We start from the raw sequence: 18,579 nt of genomic DNA, 5'->3' as shown, positions 1-18,579 counted from the left end.
GCAGACTTCCGGAGACTTCAATGACCGCCGACCTTCCCACGATTTCCGTCGTCATCCCCGTCTACAACACCGGCATGTGGGCGCTTGACGCCATCGACAGCATCCTCGGGCAGACCCTTCTGCCGGTCGAGGCGCTGCTGGTCGACGACGGCTCGGCCCGCGCCACCGCGCAGCTTCTCGACCGGGCCGAGGCCGCCCATCCCGGGCTGGTGAAGGTGGTGCGCCACGACGCCAACCGGGGCGTGGCCGCGGCCCGCAACTCCGGCATCGCCGCCTCCTCGGGGCAGGTGCTGGTGATGCTCGACGGCGACGACATGCTCTCCGACCCCGGGGTGCTGGAGGAGATCGCCCGCAGCCAGGCCGCCGGGGGCTGGGACATGATGCGCCTGCGGATGGAGTTCTGGCGCCAGGACCCGGTCTCGGGCGCGATCCGCCGCTGGGACGACCCGGCCGACGCCTTCATCCCGGGCGACCTGTCCGGCGTGACCGCCCGGCAGGTCCCCGCCCTGTTCCAGAGCCGCGCCAACTGGCAGTTCGCCTATCGCCGCGGCTTCCTCGACGCCGCGGGCCTGCGCTTCGACGAGGAGCTCAAGCGCCGCGAGGACTGGCCCTTCCTGGTCCACGCGCTGCTGAAGGCGGAGCGGGTGGAGTCGAGTTCGCGCATCGGCTTCCTCTATCGCCAGCGGCCCGGCAGCATCATGCACGAGCCCGTCTCGGGCGACCTCGCCTTCTTCGCCCGCGGCGCCGAGATGACGCGCGAGCGCGTGGCCGCGGCGGGCGAATGCCAGGGTCCGGCCCGGTTCATCATGGAGATCCAGTATCTTACCGGGCTGCGCGTCCTCGTCTCGCCGTTCCTCGCGGCGGGAGAGGAGGACGCGGTTCGCGAGATGCTGACCCGCATGCGCAAGGTGTGCCTGACGGCGCTGCCGGAAGCGCATCCCGGCGCCGGGCCGGGCGCGGCCGAGGCGTTCCAGGCGCTCTGGCCCCGCCTCGCGCGGCAATCGCATTTCTCGCCTGCCCCGACCAAGGAGCTTGAGAACGGCTGGCTCGCCGCCCTTCATGCCGCGCTGCTGGAAGGGGAGGACGCGGCGCTGGAGCTGCTCTGGGCCGCGCGGGCCGCGCCGCGCGCCGCGCTCGCCGCCGGCAGGGCGTCGGTCGCCATGGCCGCCGCCGAGGCCCGCCAGGCCGCCCACGGCGCCCCGCCCGCGTCCGTCCATGCCGCCCCCGCCCCGCGCCGCGCCGGTGGCGCGAAGCCGCGGCTGCTGCTGCATGTCGGGCTGACCAAGACCGGCTCCACCAGCCTGCAGAACTTCTTCGAGCTCAACCGCGCCCGCCTGATGGACCGCGGCGTGATCTACCCCGAGGCGGGCGTCTACCGCGAGGAGGGGACGGATCGCGGCTCGGGCCACAACATGGCGCTGCGCGAGGTGTTCCGGGACGGCCCGCGCCCGGTCTTCGACGCGATGTGCGAGGAGATCCTGTCCAGCGGCGCCTCCCTCGCCATCGTCAGCTGCGAGAACCTCTCCTGGAACCCCGACTGGCGCGGGCCCGCGGGCCTCGCCGCCCTGTCGCGCGCGCTGGAGGGGTTCGAGACGCATCCGCTGATGATCGTGCGCGACGAATTCGACTGGCTGGTGTCGATGTACAAGGAGGCCGTGGTCGGCGGCTGGCTGCGCTGGGCCGAAAGCCCGGCGGAGTTCTTCCGCATGCAGGACGCGCTCGGCGGCGTCGATTTCGCGGGGATCATGGCCGGGTTCGCCGGGGCCTTCGGGGTCGAGCGCTGCCACATGATCGACGTGCATGGCGAGGGGGAGCTGGCGCGGCGCGCGCTGGCCTGCGTGGCGCCGGACCTCGCCGCGGATGACGGGCTTCTGGCCCCGCCGCGGGCCAATATCGGCACGCCCGACGCCGACGCCGCGGCGTGGCGGCTGCTGAACCGCCTGCCCGCGGAAGGAGCGGTGGACCGCGCGTTCCTGTCGATGCGCCGCGACGCGCCGCCCAGCCCGGTGAACCCGATCCCGCGCATCGACGCGATGCTCGACGGCATCGCCGAGCGGCGCGAGGCCTCGGGCCGCGCGCCCTGGAGCGCCGACCAGCGCACCCGCCTGGCCGAGCGGCTGAGCGCGCTCTGGGGCTCGCGCGACGTGAACCTCGCGGCCGAGCTGCTGACCGAGCGGGTGCGCTGGGCCCGCCGCCCCGCCGCCGCGAGCGTTCCCGCGCCCGAGATGCGCCCGGAGGCGGAGGCGGCCGACCCTGTGGCGCTGACCCCGATCGAGCGGATGCTGGACCACGATTCGGGCGAGGAGGCCCGGCGCATCCGCAAGTTCGGCGCCGCCCGGCCCTATGGCTTCTCGGTCGCGGTGGATGTCGACGCCGGGATCGCCCGGATCGAGAGCGCCAAGCCCCTCGGGGAGCTGCGGCTGGTCTGGGACGCGCTCGACGGCGACGCCGCGCCCGAGGAGGGCGCGTGGTCCGCGCTGCCGGACGGCGCCTGCATCGCCGCGATCCCGCTGCCGCGCCGCCGCTTCGCCGCGCACCAGCGGCTGACGGTGTTCGCGCGCGCCGGCAAGCGGGTCTGGCGGCGCGAGATCTGCCTCGCCGTCCAGGGCGGCGCGCCCTTCGCGCTGGTGATCGGCGGCGCGGCCGACGCGGACGGCGCCGCGCCGCGCGTGGTCCAGGGCCGCGACGCGGGCCGGGACACGGGCCGGGACACGGGCCGCGACGGCGCCGCAGCCCCCGCCCGCCCGGCCCGCGTCGCCGGGCTCTGACGCCGCGCAGAAGGACCTCGCCATGCCGCTGTTCTCGATCATCATGCCCTGCTTCAACCCCGGCCCGCTGGCGGCCGAGGCGATCCGGTCGCTGCAACGCCAGACCTGCCCGGACTGGGAGCTGGTCGCCGTCGACGACGGCTCCTCCGACGGCTCGTTCCGGATCCTCGAGGACTGGGCCCGCGCCGATCCGCGCATCCGCGCCGTGCGCCTGGCGCAGAACGGCGGCGCGGCGCGGGCGCGCAATATCGGCCTGTCGCTGGCGGGCGGGGACTACCTGTGCTTCCTCGACGCCGACGACGTGCTGACCGACCGCGCGCTCGAAGCCTTCGCCGGCCTCGTCGCCGACCGGCCGGTGGACCTGGCGAAGGGCGGCATGGCGGTGACCCATGCCGCCGCCGACCCGGTCCCCGAGACCGTGGGCCAGGCCTGGGCGGCCCCCCGGGCCGAGGACGCGCGCGGGCGGATCCTGCCGCTCTCGGACTTCACCACCCACGCCTATCGCCGCGGCTTCGTCGAGGACTGCCGGATCCGCTTCGAGGAGGGGCTGACGGTGGGCGAGGACCGCATGTTCCTGGCGCGCGCGCAGCTCTGGTGCGCCGATTTCGCGGCCACGGACCGGGTGGTCTATGTCTACCGCAAGCAGCACTCGGTGACGATGGAAGCGGCCTGGGACGACGGCAAGCGGCGCTCCACCATCGCGCTGCTGACCGGGATGCGGGCGCTGATCGACGGCCGCCCGAACGCCGCGCGGCTGCGGGCGGCGTTCTTCCTCAACTCCTTCCCCTGGCAGTGCCGCCTGCTGGCGCGCACCGCCCGCATCGCGCCCCGCCCGGCCATCGACGAACATGCCCGCGCCCTGCGCGACGCCGCCGTCGCCGGGGTCGAGGCCGAGAGCGAGCATGCCCGCCGCTTCACCGGCCACTGGACCGCCTTCGCCCGCGACATGCGCCGCCTGCTGCAGGAGGAGGCCTGGGACGACGCGGTCTGGCGCCTGTCCGCCCACGCGGCGCGGGAGGCGGCGAAACCCGGCAGGGCGGCCTGATCCGCGCGGCCCGCGCGCCGCCGGCCCCCGCGCCGGGCGCCGGGGACTCCACGACCCCCGCCCCCTCACATCCGCGTGAGGCGGCGGGTTTCGCGCCCGCGTCGCCGCGGCGCCATTGCCGCGCCATGGTCTTCGCCCCAAATCGGCTGCATGACCCAGCCCCTGTTCGCCTTCGACACCAGCTACGCCCGCCTGCCGGAGCGCTTCTATTCCCCCGCGCCGCCCGCCCCGGCGCCGGATCCGGCCTTCCTCGCGCTCAACCGACCCCTGGCCGAGCAGATGGGGATCGACCCGGAGCGCCTCGCCTCGGAAGAGGGCCGCGACGCGCTGACCGGCCGCGCGGCGCCCGAGGGGGCCGCGCTGATCGCCATGGCCTATGCCGGGGCGCAGTTCGGCCATTTCGTCCCGCAGCTCGGCGACGGGCGCGCGGTGCTGCTGGGCGAGGTGGTCGGCCCCGACGGCGCGCGCCGCGACATCCAGGTCAAGGGCGCGGGCCGCACGCCCTATTCGCGCATGGGCGACGGCAAGGCCCCGCTGGGCCCCGCCCTGCGCGAATACCTGGTCTCGGAGGCCATGCACGCGCTCGGCGTGCCGACCACCCGCGCCCTCGCGGTCCTGCGCACCGGAGAGGTCGTGCTGCGCGACGCGCCGCTGCCCGGCGCCGTGATCGTGCGGGTCGCGACCGCCCATATCCGCGTCGGCACCTTCCAGTACTTCGCCTCGCGCGGCGACAGGGAGGGGCTGGAGATCCTGCTCAACCACGCCGCCGAACGCGCCTGGCCCGAGACGCTCGAGGCCGACAACCCCGCCGCCGCCTTCCTGCGCGCGGTGTCGCTGGCGCAGGCGAAGCTGGTGGCGAAATGGCTCTCGCTCGGCTTCATCCACGGGGTCATGAATACGGACAACATGTCCGTGACCGGCGAGACGATCGACTACGGCCCCTGCGCCTTCATGGACGCCTACGCCGCGGGCCGGGTCTATTCCTCGATCGACCGGCACGGGCGCTACGCTTATGGAAACCAGCCCAAGATCGCCCACTGGAACCTGCTGCAGCTGGCCGAGGCGCTGCTGCCGCTGATGGGCGAGACCGAGGAGGAGGCCGTGGCCGCCGCGCAGGAGGCGCTGGACGTGTTCCCGGGCGCCTTCTCGGACGCCTGGCGCGGCGCGCTGCAGGCCAAGCTGGGCCTGACCGAGACGCGCGAGGGCGACGACGCGCTGGCCGAGGATTTCCTCGCCGCGCTCGAGGCCGGGGAGGCCGATTTCACCCTGGCGTTCCGCGGCCTCGGCGCGCTGCGGGCCGAGGGCGGGCCCGAGACCGACGGCCCGGTGCGCGAACTGTTCCGCAAGCCCGGGGCGTTCGACGCCTGGGCCGTGCGCTGGCGCGCGCGGCTGGCCGAGGAGGCCCGCAGCGACGGCGAGCGGCGCGCGGCGATGGACCAGGTGAACCCGGCCATCATCCCGCGCAATCACCTGGTCGAGGAGGCCCTGCGCGCCGCCCAGGACGGCGACATGGCCCCGTTCGACGCGCTTCACGCGGCCCTCGCCGCGCCCTTCGCCGACCGCCCCGCGGGCGACCGCTACGCGCAGCCCCCGGCGAAGGAGGAGGAGGTCCGCGCCACCTTCTGCGGCACGTGAGCTGGTCGCGGCGCGATGCGCTCAGCTTCGGCGGCGGGGCGCTGCTGCTCGGCGTCGCCGGGGGCGCGGCGCTGTACGGGCGCGGCAACCCGGCGATGCAGTTCCGCCCGCATTCGCGCCTGCCCGGGTACCGCGCCCTGGTGCAGGGCGGGACGGGGGGCGGCGCCGCGCTTGTGGGCGTGGGCGGGGGCGGGGGCGGCGCGCAGCCGGTCGCGCCCGGCCCCGACGCGCTCTGCGCCGCGCTGTTCGACCCGGTTCCCGGCAAGGTCCCGGTGGCGATGTTCACCGATCACCGCTGCGCCGTGTGCAAGGCGGTCGAGGCGGACCTTTTCGCCCGCGCCGCCGGCCCGGACGCGCGGATCGCGCTGCGGGTCCACAACTGGCCCGCGCTGGGCGGCGTCTCGGTCCCGCTCGCCCATGCGGGCGAGGCGGCGCGGGCGCAGGGGCCGGAGGCGTGGCGGGCGATGCACGACGTGCTGATGACCCTGCGCGGGCGCCCCTCGGACGCGCGGCTGGCGAAGATGGCCGGGGATGCGGGGCTGGACGGCGACCGGCTGGTGGCGGACATGCGCGCGCCCCGGACCGTCGCGGCGCTGGCGCAGAGCGCCGATCTCGCCTGGCTGTTCGGCTTCATCGGCACGCCCGGGCTGGTCTTCGGGCGCACCTCCGCCGTCGGGGCGCTGCCGCCCGCGGTGCTGGAGGCCATTCTTGAAGACGCGGCCGAATCGGGGCCGCCGCCGGGCTGTTTTGCATGAACAGTTTCTGAAATATCAGGCCGAGCGGCGCTGTTCCAGGAAGGCCTGCATGCTGTCGGAGACGTCAAGCGGCAGTCGCGTGAAGTCGCCGTAGTAGATGAAGTTGAAATCGATTCGGGACGATTCGAACATCGCCTTGACATGGGCCGGGCGTGGATAGGTCGATCCGCGCTCCATGTGCTGGTAATTCTTGATGGACGCGTCCATCAGGGCGCTCATCTTGGCCTGCGTAAGGCCAAGAGACGCCCGCAACAGGCGCAATCTACGCCCGACCGCGTCCGGCGTCGCGTCGCCGGTGGCGAGCTCTTTTTTGAGTTCTTCAGACACCATGGCGCAACTTTGCGGCCCGGCCCGGTACAATGCAACCGGGTTCTTCGCAGATGCGGCGTGAAATCTGCGTCATCGCGTGCTGCGTTGCAGAAACTCCTCGGGGCGCCCGGGTTTGGGAAAACCTTGCGCTTTCTCCGGGGAAGGCCCACCTTGGAAACCATTGAGAGCGCAAAGGCGTCGCGCGCCGACCGTGAGCCCCCGAATTCCGGGCCAGGCGGGCGACGCGAAAAGATTGAGATTGGAGTTTCCCATGCCTCGCCTTCATCGCCGGGCGTCGATCGTCGTCGGCGTCGCCGCGGCGGCGCTCGCCGCCGGCTGCGCCCCCGCGCCGACCCGCACGCCGGAGCCCGCCGCGGTCGCCGGCTGGCCCGCGGCCGACGTCCCGATTTCCGACATGGACAAGGCCGTGATCCAGGCCTCGCTCAACAAGCTCGGCTACAACGCCGGGGCCGTCGACGGTTTCGTCGGCCGCCAGACCCGCGGCGCGATCCGCCAGTTCCAGGCCGATATCGGCGCGCCGTCCAACGGCCACTACTCGCCCACGCTGGTCGCCCGCCTGAAGCAGGAGGCCGGGCCGGTCGCGATCGACAGCCAGCCCGAGGCGGTGGCCCCGGTCGCGGCCAGGCCCGCCGCGCCCGCGCCGACGCCGACGCGAACCCCGGCGCCGACGCCGGCCGCCGCCCCCGCGGCGGCCCCGGCCGCGGTTGCGGCCGCCCCCGCCCCCGCGCCCGAACCGGAGCCCGAGCCCGAACCGGAGCAGGACCCCTGGGCCAATCTCGGCATCAATGAAGGCGGCGATGGCGGCGGCGGCGGAGGTGGCGGCGGCGGCGGCGGCGGCTGGTGATCGCCGCCCGCCCCTGACCCCTTCCTGACACGCAGCGCCGGGCGTCGCGCCCCGGGGCGCGCGCCCGGCCTCCCATTCCAGGAGTCCGAGCCATGGCCCATCGCAGCCTCCTCGCCGCCGCGCTCTGCGCGCTCCTCCCCGTCGTCGCGACGGGGCAGGAGACCCCGAAAGCCCCCGATTTCGCCGCCATGGTGCGCGGATCGGGGGTGATCGGCCTTCCCGACGTGACCATCGACCTTGAACGCCGCGCCGAGCGGCGCGTCGCCATCGTGGTCGGCAACAGCGCCTATGATTTCGGCCAGCCGCTGAAGAACGCCGCCGCCGACGCCCGGCTGATGGCCGAGTTCCTGCGCGGGCAGGGCTATCTCGTGCTCGACCGCTACGATCTCGGGCGGCGGGGCTTCGAGGACCTGTTGCGCGAGGCGCTGACCACGATCCCCGCCAATTCCGAGGTCCTGTTCTATTTCGCCGGCCACGGCCTGCAGATCGGGCGCAAGAACTTCATCGTTCCCGTCGACGCGGACCTGTCCAACGCCCGCGACGTGGCCTACGAGACGGTCACCCTCGACAACGTGGTCAAGATCCTCGGGGCGCGCAGCCGGGCGCAGGTGGTGCTGCTCGATTCGTGCCGCGACAACCCGTTCGGCGAGGTGGAGCTGGCCACGGGCCTCTCGAACCAGCTGTTCGAGGGGCAGGACGGGTTCTCGCCGATGACCGCGCCGGTCAACACGCTGCTCGCCTTCTCCACCTCGCCGGGCGAGGTGGCGCTGGACGGGGCGGGCGAGAATTCGCCCTTCACCTCGGCCTTCGTCTCGGCGGCGCGCGAGCTCGGCGACCGCCCCGCCTCCTCGGTGCTCGAGCAGGTGCGGCGCACGGTCTATGCCGAAACCCGCGGGCGGCAGATCCCCTGGGAAAGCTCGACCCTGGTCGAACCGATCTATTTCGGGGGCGCCGCAGCGCGCCTCGCGGCGATGAACGCCGAGCCGGGCGCCGGGGGCGGGGCCGCGCGCTCGATCCGGGTGATGAACGCCGCCGCCGCGAAGGCCGCCGCCGCCGCGCAGGCGCAGGACGCCGCGGCGGGCGAACCCGCCGTGCTGTCGGCGGCGCTGGAGCGGGAGATCCGCCTCGGGGACGCCCTGCGCGCGGCGCTGGAGCTTCCCGCGGATGCGGGGCTGGAGATCGCCGCCCTGCCCGAACGGGGGCGGCTGGCGATCTCGGGCGAGGCGGGCTGGCGCTCGGTCGGTCTCGGGCCGGTCACGGGGCGCGAGATGGGGAGCCTGACCTTCAACCCTGCCTTCGGGCAGGTCCCGGCCGAGGGGCATGACGGGCTGCTGACCGCCCGGTTCGAGGTGATCGCGAAGGGCGAGCGCCGCCCGGTGGAGCTGCAGCTCCAGGCCGATCCCTGCGACCTCGCCGCCGGGGATTACCTCGACCCCGAGGGGGTCGGCCTGGTGCGCTACCCGAACGAGATCCGCCCGCAGGAGGCGCTGGCGGCCTGCGAGGCCGCCGTGGCGGCGCATCCGGACGAGGGGCGCTTCCACTACCAGCTCGGCCGCGCCCAGGTCGCGCTGCGCGACTTCGACGCCGCCCGCGCGTCCTATGACAAGGCCCGCGCGCTGGAGCACACCCGGGCCTGGTACGCGACCGGGATCCTCGAGGCGCAGCGCCCCGCCGCGACGGGGGGCGAGGCGGAGACCAGGGTCTCGGACGAGGTGCTGGTCTGGTACGTCGTCGGCTCCGAGAAGGGCGATCCCTACGCCTATCACGCGCTGGGCAAGCAGTTCGTGCGGCACGAAACCTCCGAGACGCTGCGCGCGCAGGGCTATGACCTGCTGAGCCGGGCGATCGAGCTTGGCCACACCTTCGCGATGAACGAGCTGGGGTGGATCTATCTCGACAAGGACGGCAAGTGGTACGACCCGGTGCGCGGGCTGCGCCACCTGCGCGAAAGCGCGGGGCGCGACGACATCTACGGGTTCAACAATCTCGGGCTGGTGCACCGCAACGGGCTCGGCGATCAGCCCAAGAACCCCGAGGCGGCGCTGGCCTGGTTCCGCAAGGCCTCGGCCGGCGGGCACCCGAACGCGCCCACCAATATCGGGCGGATGTACGCGGCCGGAGAGATCGGCGGCGGCCCGGACCCGGTCGAGGCGATCCGCTGGTATGACGAGGGGCTGTCGCGCGGCGACGCCTGGGGCGGGGCCAACGCCGCCTTCCTGATCGCGCGCGCCCGGCCCACGGGGTTCGGCCCGGCGGACATGGCGCTGCGGGCGGGCAAGGCCGCGGCGCTGCGCAACCCCGAGGCGCGGGACGCGGCGCGGGGGCTGCTGGACAAGCTGCCGCCGAAATTCCTCGACCAGGCGTCGCAGATGCTGCTGCGCGAGATGGGGGCCGAGATCGAGGCCGACGGCGCCTTCGGCCCGGGCTCGCGCGCCGCGCTGGAGGCGGTGGCGGCCGGGGCGGGCGAGACCGCGCCCGGGGGCCTGTCGGCGGCCGAGCGGCTGGTCTGGATCGCCGGGCTGAACTGGCGCCAGGGCAGCTTCCGCGTGGACCTGTACTGAGCGCGCCGCGCGGGGGGGCGTCCCCCGTCCCCCGTTCCCCGGCGCGGGGCGAAGCGCGCAGAACGCGAAAGGCGGGGCCCGGCGGCCCCGCCTTTTCCTTGCGCGCCCCGCTGATCGGGGGCGTTTTGCGGGCGACGTCCCCGGTGGGAGGGACGCCGCCCCGCCGCCGTCTCAGGCGGCGCCGTCCACATGCATCCGCACCAGGGTCTGGTTCAGCAGCATGTAGGCGATCTCGCCGAAGGTGGCCGGACCGACGCAGGCCCCGGCCCGGCGTCCCTCCAGCTCTCCGTACAGGTAGTTGAGGATGCAGTTGCAGGAGAAATCATCCGCCCCCTGGCCGCGCAGGCGGGCGCCGAAGGCGTCGGCGTAATTCTCCAGCTCCAGCGCGAGGCGGTACTCCACCCCCTTCACCACCGGGGCGTAGAAGCGGACCACGCCCTCCTCCTCGTCCACCTCCTGCACCGAGACGTTGATCAGCGCCCCGGCATAGTTGGCGACGAAGGGCAGGCGGGTGTCGATCCGGCGCTCCACCAGGTACTCGGCCAGGTTCACCGCCTCGCCGTTGACCACGGCGCGCCGGGCCTCGAACCCGTTCTTGTCGAAGGTGACGACCATCTCGTCGCCCTGGCTGAAGATGTTGACGATGTCGAGCCGCGCGGGCCGGGCCGGGGGCAGCTGGACATAGAGCATCGCCGCGCCTTCCTCGTGCGCCGCGCCGGTCGCGCCGTCGAACACCTTGGGCTTGCGGGTCCCGATCTCGTCCAGGTGCACGCCCGCGATCCAGCCCATCAGCGGCTGTTCGAACACGCCGGGATAGCGCGAGCCTTCCATGGCGAAGGCGGTGTGCGCCTCGCAGAAGGCGGGGATCAAGATGGCGGAGAAGCCCTGCTTGTAGCGCCCCTCGGACAGGCGCGGCAGCTCTTCCGCGCTCAGGATCCTGGTGTTCGCGTCCACGGCCTCGGAGATGCGGGTGCAGAACACCCGCTCCCGGTCGACGATGCCGCCGCTCTCGGTCAGGAAATAGACCGAGGTGCCGCCGATCCACTTGCCCCGGGGCAGGACGGAGAGGGCCTCCTCGGACCCGGCGAGCAGGAGGGTCTCTCCGGCGTTGATCAGGGACGCGACCTGGTCGGTCGTAAGAAGCGCATTTTTCATCAAACTCTCCGACGCTCAGAGCTTTGAAATGTCGGGCTGCGCGAAGGGGTTCTTCACGAAGAACTCCCGCAGCTCGATCGTGGCGGACGCAACGGAAGCAGGATTCTCGTCGGCCTCGCGCCGCAGGCGCGACACCAGGAGCCGGGTGGCCAGGCTGACATTCGCAAGGTCGGTGGAGCTTTGAAGGACGCGCGACCATCGCGCGTCATCGGCGGCTGGAACCATGTCCTCACCCTCGTCATACCCATTCGCTGACGAGGTTTATGAGCGTGAAGCATGAACTTTCGGTTTCGCGGGCGTGCATGCGAAAGGGGCGGCCCGGCGGCCGCCCCCTTCGCACCCCTCCGGGGGCGATCCCCACGCGCCCCTCCGGGGGCGACCCCCTCGCGCCCCTCCGGGGCGACGCACGCGCGGTCAGTAGACCTTCTCGGCCACGATCCGCTCGAGATACACGCCATAGCCCGATTTCTTCAGCGGCGCGGCGAGGGCCATCAGCTGTTCGGTGTCGATCCAGCCCTTGCGCCAGGCGATCTCCTCGGGGCAGCAGACCTTGAGGCCCTGCCGCTCCTCGATCGTCTCGACATAGGCGCCCGCCTGCATCAGCGACTTGTGCGTGCCGGTGTCGAGCCAGGCGTAGCCGCGGCCCATCATCTCGACGAACAGGTCCCCGCGCTCCAGGTAGGCCTTGTTGACGTCGGTGATCTCCAGCTCGCCGCGGGGCGAGGGCTTCACGTTCGCCGCGATGTCCAGCACGTCGTTGTCGTAGAAATAGAGGCCGGTGACCGCGTAGTTCGATTTCGGCTTGGCGGGCTTCTCCTCGATGTCGAGCGCGCGGCCCTCGTCGTTGAAATGCACCACGCCGTAGCGCTCGGGGTCGCTGACGCGATACCCGAACACGGTCGCCCCGGTCTGCCGCGCCGCCGCCGCCGACAGAAGGTCCGCGAAGCCGTGGCCGTAATAGATGTTGTCCCCGAGGACGAGCGCGACGTTGTCGCCGCCGACGAATTCGCGCCCGATGATGAAGGCCTGCGCCAGGCCGTCGGGCGAGGGCTGCACGGCGTATTCCAGGTTCATCCCCCACTCGGACCCGTCGCCCAGCAGGCGCTGGAACTGGTCCTGGTCATGCGGGGTGGTGATGATCAGCACGTCGCGGATCCCGGCCAGCATCAGCACCGACAGCGGGTAATAGATCATCGGCTTGTCATAGACCGGCAGCAGCTGTTTCGACACGCCCTTGGTGACGGGGTGCAGCCGCGTGCCGGAGCCTCCGGCGAGGATGATGCCCTTCATGCGCTCAATCTCCCTTGTTCAAAATATCGAGGACGGCGCCCAGCGACTCGCGCCAGGGCTTCGTCTTCAGGCCGAACGTGGTCTCGAATTTCGTGCAATCCATGGCGGAGTTCGCCGGGCGCTTCGCGGGCGTCGGGTAGTCCGAGGACGGGATATGGGCGACCTCGGGGGCGCTTTCGATCATCCCGCGGGCCCTGGCCTCTTCGAACACCGCCTCGGCGAACCCGGCCCAGTTGACCGTCCCGGCCCCGGAATAATGGTAGGTCCCGAAGACCGGGTCCCCGGCGGGCGCCGCCGCGAGGCGCGGCGCGATGGCGAGGATGGCCTCGGCCAGGTCCACGGCGCTGGTCGGCTTGCCCCACTGGTCGGCGACCACCGTCAGCCGCTCGCGATCCGCGAGGCGCAGCATCGTCTTCACGAAATTCGCGCCGTAATCGCAATAGACCCAGGCCGTGCGGATCACCACCGCGCGGGGGTTGGCCGCCGCCACCAGTTGCTCCCCGGCCAGCTTGGTGCGCCCATAGGCCCCGAGCGGATCGGTCGGGTCGTCCTCGGTCCACTCGCCGTCCTTCTCGCCGGGGAAGACGTAGTCGGTGGAGATCTGGACGAAGGCCGCGCCCACCTTCGCGGCGCCGCGGGCGATGGCCTCGGCCCCCGAGGCGTTGATGGCGTAGGCGAGGTCTTCCTCGGTCTCGGCCTTGTCGACGGCGGTATGGGCGGCGGCGTTGATGACCAGCGAAGGCTTGGCGGCGATCACCGCGGCCTCGGCCTCTTCCGGCTTGGTCAGGTCCACCTTGTCCAGCCCATAGGCGGTCAGGGTCGGGTCGAGGCGCAGCAGGGATTCCGACAGCTGGCCGTCGCGGCCGATGACGAGGATGCTCATTTCACCCCCCCGAGGCGGCCGCCGTCATAGCGCCCCTCGCGGATCGCGCGCCACCACGGCTCGTTGTCCATGTACCAGCCGAGGGTGCGGTCCATGCCGGTCTCGAAGGTCTCCTGCGGCTCCCAGCCCAGTTCGTCCCGGATCTTGGTCGGATCGATGGCATAGCGCAGGTCGTGGCCGGGGCGGTCGGTGACGTATTCGATCAGGTCTTCATGCGCCCCCGCATCCGGGAAGCGGTCATCCATCCAGGCGCAGATGAACTTCACCACGTCGATGTTCATCTTCTCGGCGTTGCCGCCGATATTGTAGGTCTCGCCCAGCCGCCCCCTGGTCAGCACGGTGAACAGCGCGCGGGCGTGGTCCTCGACATGCAGCCAGTCGCGGATGTTCTCGCCCTTGCCATAGACCGGCAGCGGTTTGCGGTCCTTCGCGTTCAGCGCCACCACGGGGATCAGCTTTTCGGGGAACTGCCACAGGCCGTAATTGTTCGAGCAATTGGTGGTCACCACCGGCAGGCCGTAGGTCTCGTGCCACGCGCGCACCAGGTGGTCGGACCCGGCCTTGGACGCCGAATAGGGCGAGTTCGGCGAGTAGGGCGTGGTCTCCATGAACGGGTGATCGTCCGGGCCGAGCGTCCCGTACACCTCGTCGGTGGAGATGTGGTGGAAGCGGAACGCCTCCTTCTTCGCGCCCGGGAGCGTGTTCCAGTAGTCGCGCGCGGCCTCGAGCAGGGTGAAGGTGCCGACCACGTTGGTCTCGATGAAGGCCGCGGGGCCGTCGATGGAGCGGTCCACGTGGGATTCGGCCGCAAGATGCATCACCGCGTCGGGCTGGTGCGTCTCGAACACCGCTTTCATCGCCGCGGCGTCGGCGATGTCGGCCTTCACCAGCGTGTAGTCCGGGCTGTCGGCGCAATCCTCCAGCGCCTCGGGCGTCGCGGCATAGGTCAGCTTGTCGACATTCACGACCGAGCAGCCGTGGTCGCGCATCACGTGGCGGATGGTGGCGGAACCGATGAAGCCGGCGCCGCCGGTGACGAGGAGTTTCATGCGCGCGTCCGTAATCAGGATTCGTAAGTGAAAGGAGAGGTCCAGTCGGCCAGTTTCGGCTGGGCGGCGTCCTTGCCCGACAGGATCGGGGCGTCGACGCCGGCCTCGGCCAGCGGCCAGTCGATGGCAAGGTCCGGGTCGTCCCAGGCCACGCCGCCGTCGGCCGCGGCGTCATAAAGGCCGTCGACCTTGTACTGCACCTCGGCGTTGGGGGTCAGGGTCAGGAACCCGTGCAGGAAGCCGCGCGGCACCAGCAGCTGCGCGCCGCCCTCGGCGTCGAGCCGCACGCCGCGCCATTGCCCGAAGGTCGGCGAGCCGGTGCGCACGTCCACCGCCACGTCCCAGATCGCGCCCAGGGTGCAGCGCACCAGCTTGGTCTGCGCGCTGGGCGGGGCCTGGTAGTGCAGCCCGCGCAGGGTGCCCGGTTCCGCGGACATGGAATGGTTGTCCTGGCAGAACGGGAAATCCAGCCCCGCCTCGGCCATCCGGCCCTGGTTCCACGTCTCGCGGAACCAGCCGCGATGGTCCCCGAACCGGGGCGGCGTGATCAGGGTCAGCCCCGGCAGGTCCAGCGTTTCGATCTTCATGGCGGTCTCCCGAGCGTGGCCTTCACCTGTGCGCGGCGGCCGGCGCCGGGCGTCGGCCGCTGCTCAGGGAAGGAACGTGAAACCGCGGCTGAAGGTCAAGGAGACACGGTGCGACACATCCGAACCCGCGTTCTCGTCCGACCAGGACAGCCGGTAGCCGACCGAGGCGCTGATCTCGTCGAACAGCCGGGTGCTGAAGCTCACCCCCGTCGCCGCGGTCAGACGCTCCTGCGCCGAATTCTCGTCCCCTGACAGCGCCTGCTGCCAGCCGAGCGAGGCGTTGGCCCCGACCGAGCTGTCGGCGTCGAGCTGGAGCCGCCCGCCGATGGTGAAGGCGGTGATGTTGGCGATGCCGGCGCCGTCGCTGTCCGGGTTCACCGCGTTGGAGAAGGACGCGCTGAGCGAGCTGCGCGCCCCCGAATAGGTCAGCCCCGCCAGCGCCCGCACGCCGGGCGAGGTGAAGGTTTCGTCCACCCCGCCGACGGTGCGCTGGGAGAAGGTCAGGCTGGGGCCGAGCGAGCCCTGCATCGACAGCCGGCGGTTCACCGACCAGTTGGCGCCGCCGGTGACCGCGACGGTCAGGCTGCGCTGGTCGGCGGCGTTGTCGGTCTGGCTGACCGAGGTCACGGCGCTGAGCGAGTGCGACAGCGTCGGCTGGGACTGGTGGCTCCAGCTCAGGCTCAGCGACCCGGCGGTGGAGGAGGACAGCGCCGGCGAGGTTTCGTCGACGTAATCGGTGCGCGAGAGGTTGAGCCCGAACGACAGCTGGTTGCGCGGGTTGATCGCGTGCGACAGCGACATCCCCGCCCCGAGCGCGAGCTTGAGCGCGTCGCCCTCGTCGCCCTCGATCTGCACGAAGCCGATCGGCAGGCCGGAGGTCGGGTCGGTGATGATGCTGATCGTGTCCGCCTCGGTGAACGCCACCTGGTCGAGCCGGGCCGAGAACGAGGTGGAGAACGAGGTGGTGCTGTCGATGGCCTGGCTGTAGCCCACGCTCAGGTCCGGGATCGGGACCACGTTGCGGTCCGTCTCGTTCCCCCCGAGGGCGCGGAACCCCGCCGACAGGCCGATGTTCAGCGCGCTGTCGGAGGTGACCGAGGTGTACATCAGCCGGGCGTTGGTGTTGGCCGAGACGATGGAGTCCGAGGTGTTGGACCCGCCGCCGCTGTTGAACGACACGCCCGTCGACAGGGTCAGGTCGAAGCGCCGCTCCGGGTCCTGGTTCACCGCGCCCGCGCCGAAGCCGCCAAGGCTCGGGCCCCGGCGGGCCGCCAGGGTCGGCTCCTCCTCTTCCTCTTCCGCCGCGGCTTCGGCCGCCTCGGCCTCGGCGGCGGCCGCATCCTCGGCCGCCTGCGCCTCGGCCGCCGCGGCGGCCTCGGCCTCGGCCGCGCGAAGGCGGGCGATCTCCGCCGGGCTCAGCGCCTCGGAGAGCGGGCGCGCCTCGGGGATCGCGCCGACCCGCGCGCCGCGCGCCGGCGCCTCGGCGTCTTCCTGCGCGATGGCGCCGACCGCGGCCAGCGCCACGCCCGCCGCTGCGGCGAGCGCGACCGCCGCGGCGGAGCCGTGCAGCCTCTGAATGCTCATCCCGATCTCCCGCGATGGACGCCCCTGCGGGCCGTCCTCAGAACAGGCTGCGCTCGGGGACGAACACCACGTCGCCGTCCTGCAGCTCGATATCCTCGACGGGGAGACCGTCCTCGAGGGCGGTGTAGTCGAAGAGCATGATCTCCGTCGTGCCGTCCTCGGCGGTGCGGCGCACCTGGATGCGGTCGGCGTCGGCGAAGGGCGCGGCCCCGCCCACGACGGCCATCAGCTTGAGGATCGAGAGGGATTTCTCGGCCTCGACGGTGATCGGACCCGGGCGGCCGACCTGGCCGAACACGTAATAGGTGTGGGTCTCGACCTCGTCCATCTGCTCCTGCGGCGACTCGGGCCGGGTGGAGGCGAGGGCGACGGTCACCGTCGGCGTCAGCTCGAACCCCGAGGCGAAGCGGCTGCGCAGCACGGCCTCGAGGCGCTCGGGCGAGCGGCCCTCGGCCATCACCGACCCGGCGATGGGCAGCGAGATGCGCCCGTCGGGCCGCACCAGCACCTGGCTGGAGAGGTTCGGATCCTCGAGGACGGTGACGTTCAGCACGTCGCCCGGTTTGATCGAGTAGTACCCGTCCTGGGCCGCGGCCGGCGCGGCGATGGCCGCGGCGAGCGCGAGAAAAGCAAGATTCTTCAAGGCCCCATTCCTTCGCATTGTCGCGATGCATCAAGTCTTTTGCCGAAGTGTTGCCCGATGACGGCGCCGTTTTCCACGGTCGCGCCGCCGGGCGCGGCGCCGGGGATGGCGGAAAGTCCCGCCCCGTTGCCGAGGCGCCGCACCCCGGGCGCCGCGCCGCGGGGCGGTCCGGCGCCCGCGGGGGCGCCCCCCGGGGCGTCGCGGAGGGCTTCGCGAGGGGGTTTCGACCCCGGCGCGGGGCGGGTCGAAGCCCTGCGCCGCGCCCGTGGTTCCCCGCCCGCCGGGGCGCCTGCGGCGACGCGCCGCCGCGGCGGGCGTCTGAATGCACCCTGAACGCGACCGATATTCGCGGCGCGCATAGCCGTCTTGCGCCGGGACGACTCGCGCGTCATGACCGCGCTATTCACTTAATTCACATGGATTGTACTTTCTTTATTGGCGCCGTTCAGCGCGCGTGCAGCCGCGTCTAAAGCATTAAATGCGCTGGCGGAAAGCAGTTGAGCGGTGGGGGCATTTATGGTCTGATTTGGGGCGTGGGATGGACTCGGCCAGCCATCAAGCGGCGGGCGCCGCGCCCCCGACGGTGGGACGTCGGAGGCGGGGCGCGGAAAACCGTTCTTTCGGGGCCGGGCCTCAATGCTCTGACAGTTCAGGTTTCTCTGGACCTTATTGATCATGAACCGGGGGTTGTTTTGCTCCAATCTGTAAGATCAGACGCGCAGGCTGCGCCCGCGGAGGCCGAGGCGATCGCCCTGTCCCGCGGCGGCGCATACCGGCGCTTCGGCAAGCGGGCGATGGATATTGTCCTCGTCCTGCTCGCCGCGCCCATGGTGGCGCCCGTCATCCTGTTCCTCGCCCTGCTGGTGCGTACCGACGGCGGACCGGCCTTCTACTACCAGAAACGGGTCGGCAAGGACGGCAAGCTGTTCAACCTGTGGAAGCTGCGCTCGATGGTCGTGGACGCCGACAAGGCGCTGGCCGACTATCTCGACGCCGACCCGGCCGCGAAGGCCGAGTGGGACCGCTGCCAGAAATTGCGCCGCGACCCGCGCATCACCCGCTGGGGCGGCGTGCTGCGCAAGTCCTCGCTCGACGAGCTGCCGCAGCTGTGGAACGTGCTGCGCGGGGACATGTCGCTGGTCGGCCCGCGCCCGTTCATGCCCGAGCAGGCCGAGATGTACCCGGGCGGCGCCTACTACACCATGCGCCCGGGCCTGACCTGCTTCTGGCAGACCGGGGATCGCAACGACAGCTCCTTCGCCGCGCGCGCCATCGACGACGCCCGCTATGCGCGCGAGATGTCGATGGGCATCGACCTCGTCCTCATCTTCCGCACCTTCGGGGTGATGATGCGCCAGACCGGCGTCTGACGCCGCCGCCGCGGGGCGGGACATGAAAAAGGGGCGGCCCGCCGGGGCCGCCCCTTTCGTCGTTCCATGCCCCGGGCGCC

The 18,579-nt window shown here is 72.1% G+C and carries 16 protein-coding genes; 7 read left to right on the top strand and 9 right to left on the bottom strand.

Going from position 1 to position 18,579, the window contains the following annotated elements; genetic code table 11:
* Positions 1 to 20: 20 nt before the first annotated feature.
* The 4 genes from ACQ5SO_RS08335 to ACQ5SO_RS08320 all read left to right on the top strand — a co-directional run bounded on the left by ACQ5SO_RS08335 (position 21) and on the right by ACQ5SO_RS08320 (position 6,203).
* On the top strand, positions 21 to 2,768 hold the full coding sequence (locus ACQ5SO_RS08335) for a glycosyltransferase family 2 protein (RefSeq protein ID WP_430941127.1): 2,748 nt from the start codon (positions 21 to 23) through the stop codon (positions 2,766 to 2,768).
* Positions 2,769 to 2,790: 22 nt separating this feature from the next.
* Positions 2,791 to 3,813: a glycosyltransferase family 2 protein gene (locus ACQ5SO_RS08330; protein WP_430941126.1), complete on the top strand. Its 1,023-nt coding sequence runs from the start codon at positions 2,791 to 2,793 to the stop codon at positions 3,811 to 3,813.
* Between the two features lie 150 nt (positions 3,814 to 3,963).
* Positions 3,964 to 5,448 (top strand): protein adenylyltransferase SelO, encoded by a 1,485-nt coding sequence (locus tag ACQ5SO_RS08325; protein ID WP_430941125.1) that lies wholly within the window; start codon positions 3,964 to 3,966, stop codon positions 5,446 to 5,448.
* The gene (locus ACQ5SO_RS08320) at positions 5,445 to 6,203 is read left to right on the top strand and encodes a DsbA family protein (RefSeq protein WP_430941124.1); all 759 of its coding nucleotides are present in this window, start codon (positions 5,445 to 5,447) and stop codon (positions 6,201 to 6,203) included. The genes ACQ5SO_RS08325 and ACQ5SO_RS08320 overlap by 4 nt, the downstream gene beginning before the upstream one ends.
* Positions 6,204 to 6,218: 15 nt before the next feature.
* Here the strand turns inward: ACQ5SO_RS08320 and ACQ5SO_RS08315 are convergent, their stop codons facing one another.
* The gene (locus tag ACQ5SO_RS08315) at positions 6,219 to 6,533 is read right to left on the bottom strand and encodes a helix-turn-helix domain-containing protein (RefSeq protein ID WP_430941123.1); all 315 of its coding nucleotides are present in this window, start codon (positions 6,531 to 6,533) and stop codon (positions 6,219 to 6,221) included.
* A gap of 250 nt (positions 6,534 to 6,783) precedes the next feature.
* Between ACQ5SO_RS08315 and ACQ5SO_RS08310 the strand changes: the two genes are divergently transcribed.
* Positions 6,784 to 7,377 (top strand): peptidoglycan-binding domain-containing protein, encoded by a 594-nt coding sequence (locus tag ACQ5SO_RS08310; RefSeq protein ID WP_430941122.1) that lies wholly within the window; start codon positions 6,784 to 6,786, stop codon positions 7,375 to 7,377.
* A gap of 92 nt (positions 7,378 to 7,469) precedes the next feature.
* Entirely contained in the window at positions 7,470 to 9,938 is a 2,469-nt protein-coding gene (locus tag ACQ5SO_RS08305; protein WP_430941121.1) for a caspase family protein, read from the top strand.
* Between the two features lie 171 nt (positions 9,939 to 10,109).
* On the opposite strand, the gene ACQ5SO_RS08300 is transcribed toward ACQ5SO_RS08305, so the two are convergent.
* From ACQ5SO_RS08300 to ACQ5SO_RS08265, 8 genes are all read right to left on the bottom strand, one after another.
* Entirely contained in the window at positions 10,110 to 11,093 is a 984-nt protein-coding gene (locus ACQ5SO_RS08300) for a DUF6976 family protein (RefSeq protein WP_430941120.1), read from the bottom strand.
* Between the two features lie 15 nt (positions 11,094 to 11,108).
* Complete coding sequence (locus ACQ5SO_RS08295; protein WP_430941119.1) at positions 11,109 to 11,318, bottom strand: hypothetical protein; 210 nt, start codon at positions 11,316 to 11,318, stop codon at positions 11,109 to 11,111.
* A gap of 189 nt (positions 11,319 to 11,507) precedes the next feature.
* On the bottom strand, positions 11,508 to 12,383 hold the full coding sequence (gene rfbA / locus ACQ5SO_RS08290) for a glucose-1-phosphate thymidylyltransferase RfbA (protein WP_430941118.1): 876 nt from the start codon (positions 12,381 to 12,383) through the stop codon (positions 11,508 to 11,510).
* A 4-nt stretch (positions 12,384 to 12,387) separates the two neighbouring features.
* Positions 12,388 to 13,266 (bottom strand): dTDP-4-dehydrorhamnose reductase, encoded by an 879-nt coding sequence (gene rfbD / locus ACQ5SO_RS08285; protein WP_430941117.1) that lies wholly within the window; start codon positions 13,264 to 13,266, stop codon positions 12,388 to 12,390.
* Positions 13,263 to 14,315, bottom strand: a complete 1,053-nt coding sequence (gene rfbB / locus ACQ5SO_RS08280) for a dTDP-glucose 4,6-dehydratase (RefSeq protein ID WP_430941116.1) — start codon at positions 14,313 to 14,315, stop codon at positions 13,263 to 13,265. Before rfbB ends, rfbD begins: the two co-directional genes overlap by 4 nt.
* 14 nt (positions 14,316 to 14,329) lie before the next feature.
* Entirely contained in the window at positions 14,330 to 14,902 is a 573-nt protein-coding gene (gene rfbC / locus ACQ5SO_RS08275) for a dTDP-4-dehydrorhamnose 3,5-epimerase (protein ID WP_430941115.1), read from the bottom strand.
* A gap of 63 nt (positions 14,903 to 14,965) precedes the next feature.
* Positions 14,966 to 16,486 (bottom strand): hypothetical protein, encoded by a 1,521-nt coding sequence (locus ACQ5SO_RS08270; protein ID WP_430941114.1) that lies wholly within the window; start codon positions 16,484 to 16,486, stop codon positions 14,966 to 14,968.
* A 37-nt stretch (positions 16,487 to 16,523) separates the two neighbouring features.
* On the bottom strand, positions 16,524 to 17,129 hold the full coding sequence (locus ACQ5SO_RS08265; RefSeq protein WP_430941113.1) for a polysaccharide biosynthesis/export family protein: 606 nt from the start codon (positions 17,127 to 17,129) through the stop codon (positions 16,524 to 16,526).
* A 794-nt stretch (positions 17,130 to 17,923) separates the two neighbouring features.
* Between ACQ5SO_RS08265 and ACQ5SO_RS08260 the strand changes: the two genes are divergently transcribed.
* Positions 17,924 to 18,499, top strand: a complete 576-nt coding sequence (locus ACQ5SO_RS08260; protein WP_430941112.1) for a sugar transferase — start codon at positions 17,924 to 17,926, stop codon at positions 18,497 to 18,499.
* Positions 18,500 to 18,579: the final 80 nt, after the last annotated feature.

Origin of the sequence: Rhodovulum sp. DZ06 (assembly GCF_050586345.1) — a bacterium.
Taxonomy (GTDB): Bacteria; Pseudomonadota; Alphaproteobacteria; order Rhodobacterales; family Rhodobacteraceae; genus JBOCEF01.
Note: the sequence above shows the minus strand (reverse complement) of the source record. Positions and strands in the feature narration are given on the sequence as shown.

Excerpts from the sequence above, each read along its gene's own strand:
- ACQ5SO_RS08335 (WP_430941127.1), top strand. The coding sequence starts at position 21 with ATGACCGCCGACCTTCCCACGATTTCCGTCGTCATCCCCGTCTACAAC.
- ACQ5SO_RS08330 (WP_430941126.1), top strand. The coding sequence starts at position 2,791 with ATGCCGCTGTTCTCGATCATCATGCCCTGCTTCAACCCCGGCCCGCTG.
- ACQ5SO_RS08325 (WP_430941125.1), top strand. The coding sequence starts at position 3,964 with ATGACCCAGCCCCTGTTCGCCTTCGACACCAGCTACGCCCGCCTGCCG.
- ACQ5SO_RS08315 (WP_430941123.1), bottom strand. The coding sequence starts at position 6,533 with ATGGTGTCTGAAGAACTCAAAAAAGAGCTCGCCACCGGCGACGCGACG.
- ACQ5SO_RS08310 (WP_430941122.1), top strand. The coding sequence starts at position 6,784 with ATGCCTCGCCTTCATCGCCGGGCGTCGATCGTCGTCGGCGTCGCCGCG.
- ACQ5SO_RS08305 (WP_430941121.1), top strand. The coding sequence starts at position 7,470 with ATGGCCCATCGCAGCCTCCTCGCCGCCGCGCTCTGCGCGCTCCTCCCC.
- ACQ5SO_RS08300 (WP_430941120.1), bottom strand. The coding sequence starts at position 11,093 with ATGAAAAATGCGCTTCTTACGACCGACCAGGTCGCGTCCCTGATCAAC.
- ACQ5SO_RS08295 (WP_430941119.1), bottom strand. The coding sequence starts at position 11,318 with ATGGTTCCAGCCGCCGATGACGCGCGATGGTCGCGCGTCCTTCAAAGC.
- rfbA (WP_430941118.1), bottom strand. The coding sequence starts at position 12,383 with ATGAAGGGCATCATCCTCGCCGGAGGCTCCGGCACGCGGCTGCACCCC.
- rfbD (WP_430941117.1), bottom strand. The coding sequence starts at position 13,266 with ATGAGCATCCTCGTCATCGGCCGCGACGGCCAGCTGTCGGAATCCCTG.
- rfbB (WP_430941116.1), bottom strand. The coding sequence starts at position 14,315 with ATGAAACTCCTCGTCACCGGCGGCGCCGGCTTCATCGGTTCCGCCACC.
- rfbC (WP_430941115.1), bottom strand. The coding sequence starts at position 14,902 with ATGAAGATCGAAACGCTGGACCTGCCGGGGCTGACCCTGATCACGCCG.
- ACQ5SO_RS08270 (WP_430941114.1), bottom strand. The coding sequence starts at position 16,486 with ATGAGCATTCAGAGGCTGCACGGCTCCGCCGCGGCGGTCGCGCTCGCC.
- ACQ5SO_RS08260 (WP_430941112.1), top strand. The coding sequence starts at position 17,924 with ATGGATATTGTCCTCGTCCTGCTCGCCGCGCCCATGGTGGCGCCCGTC.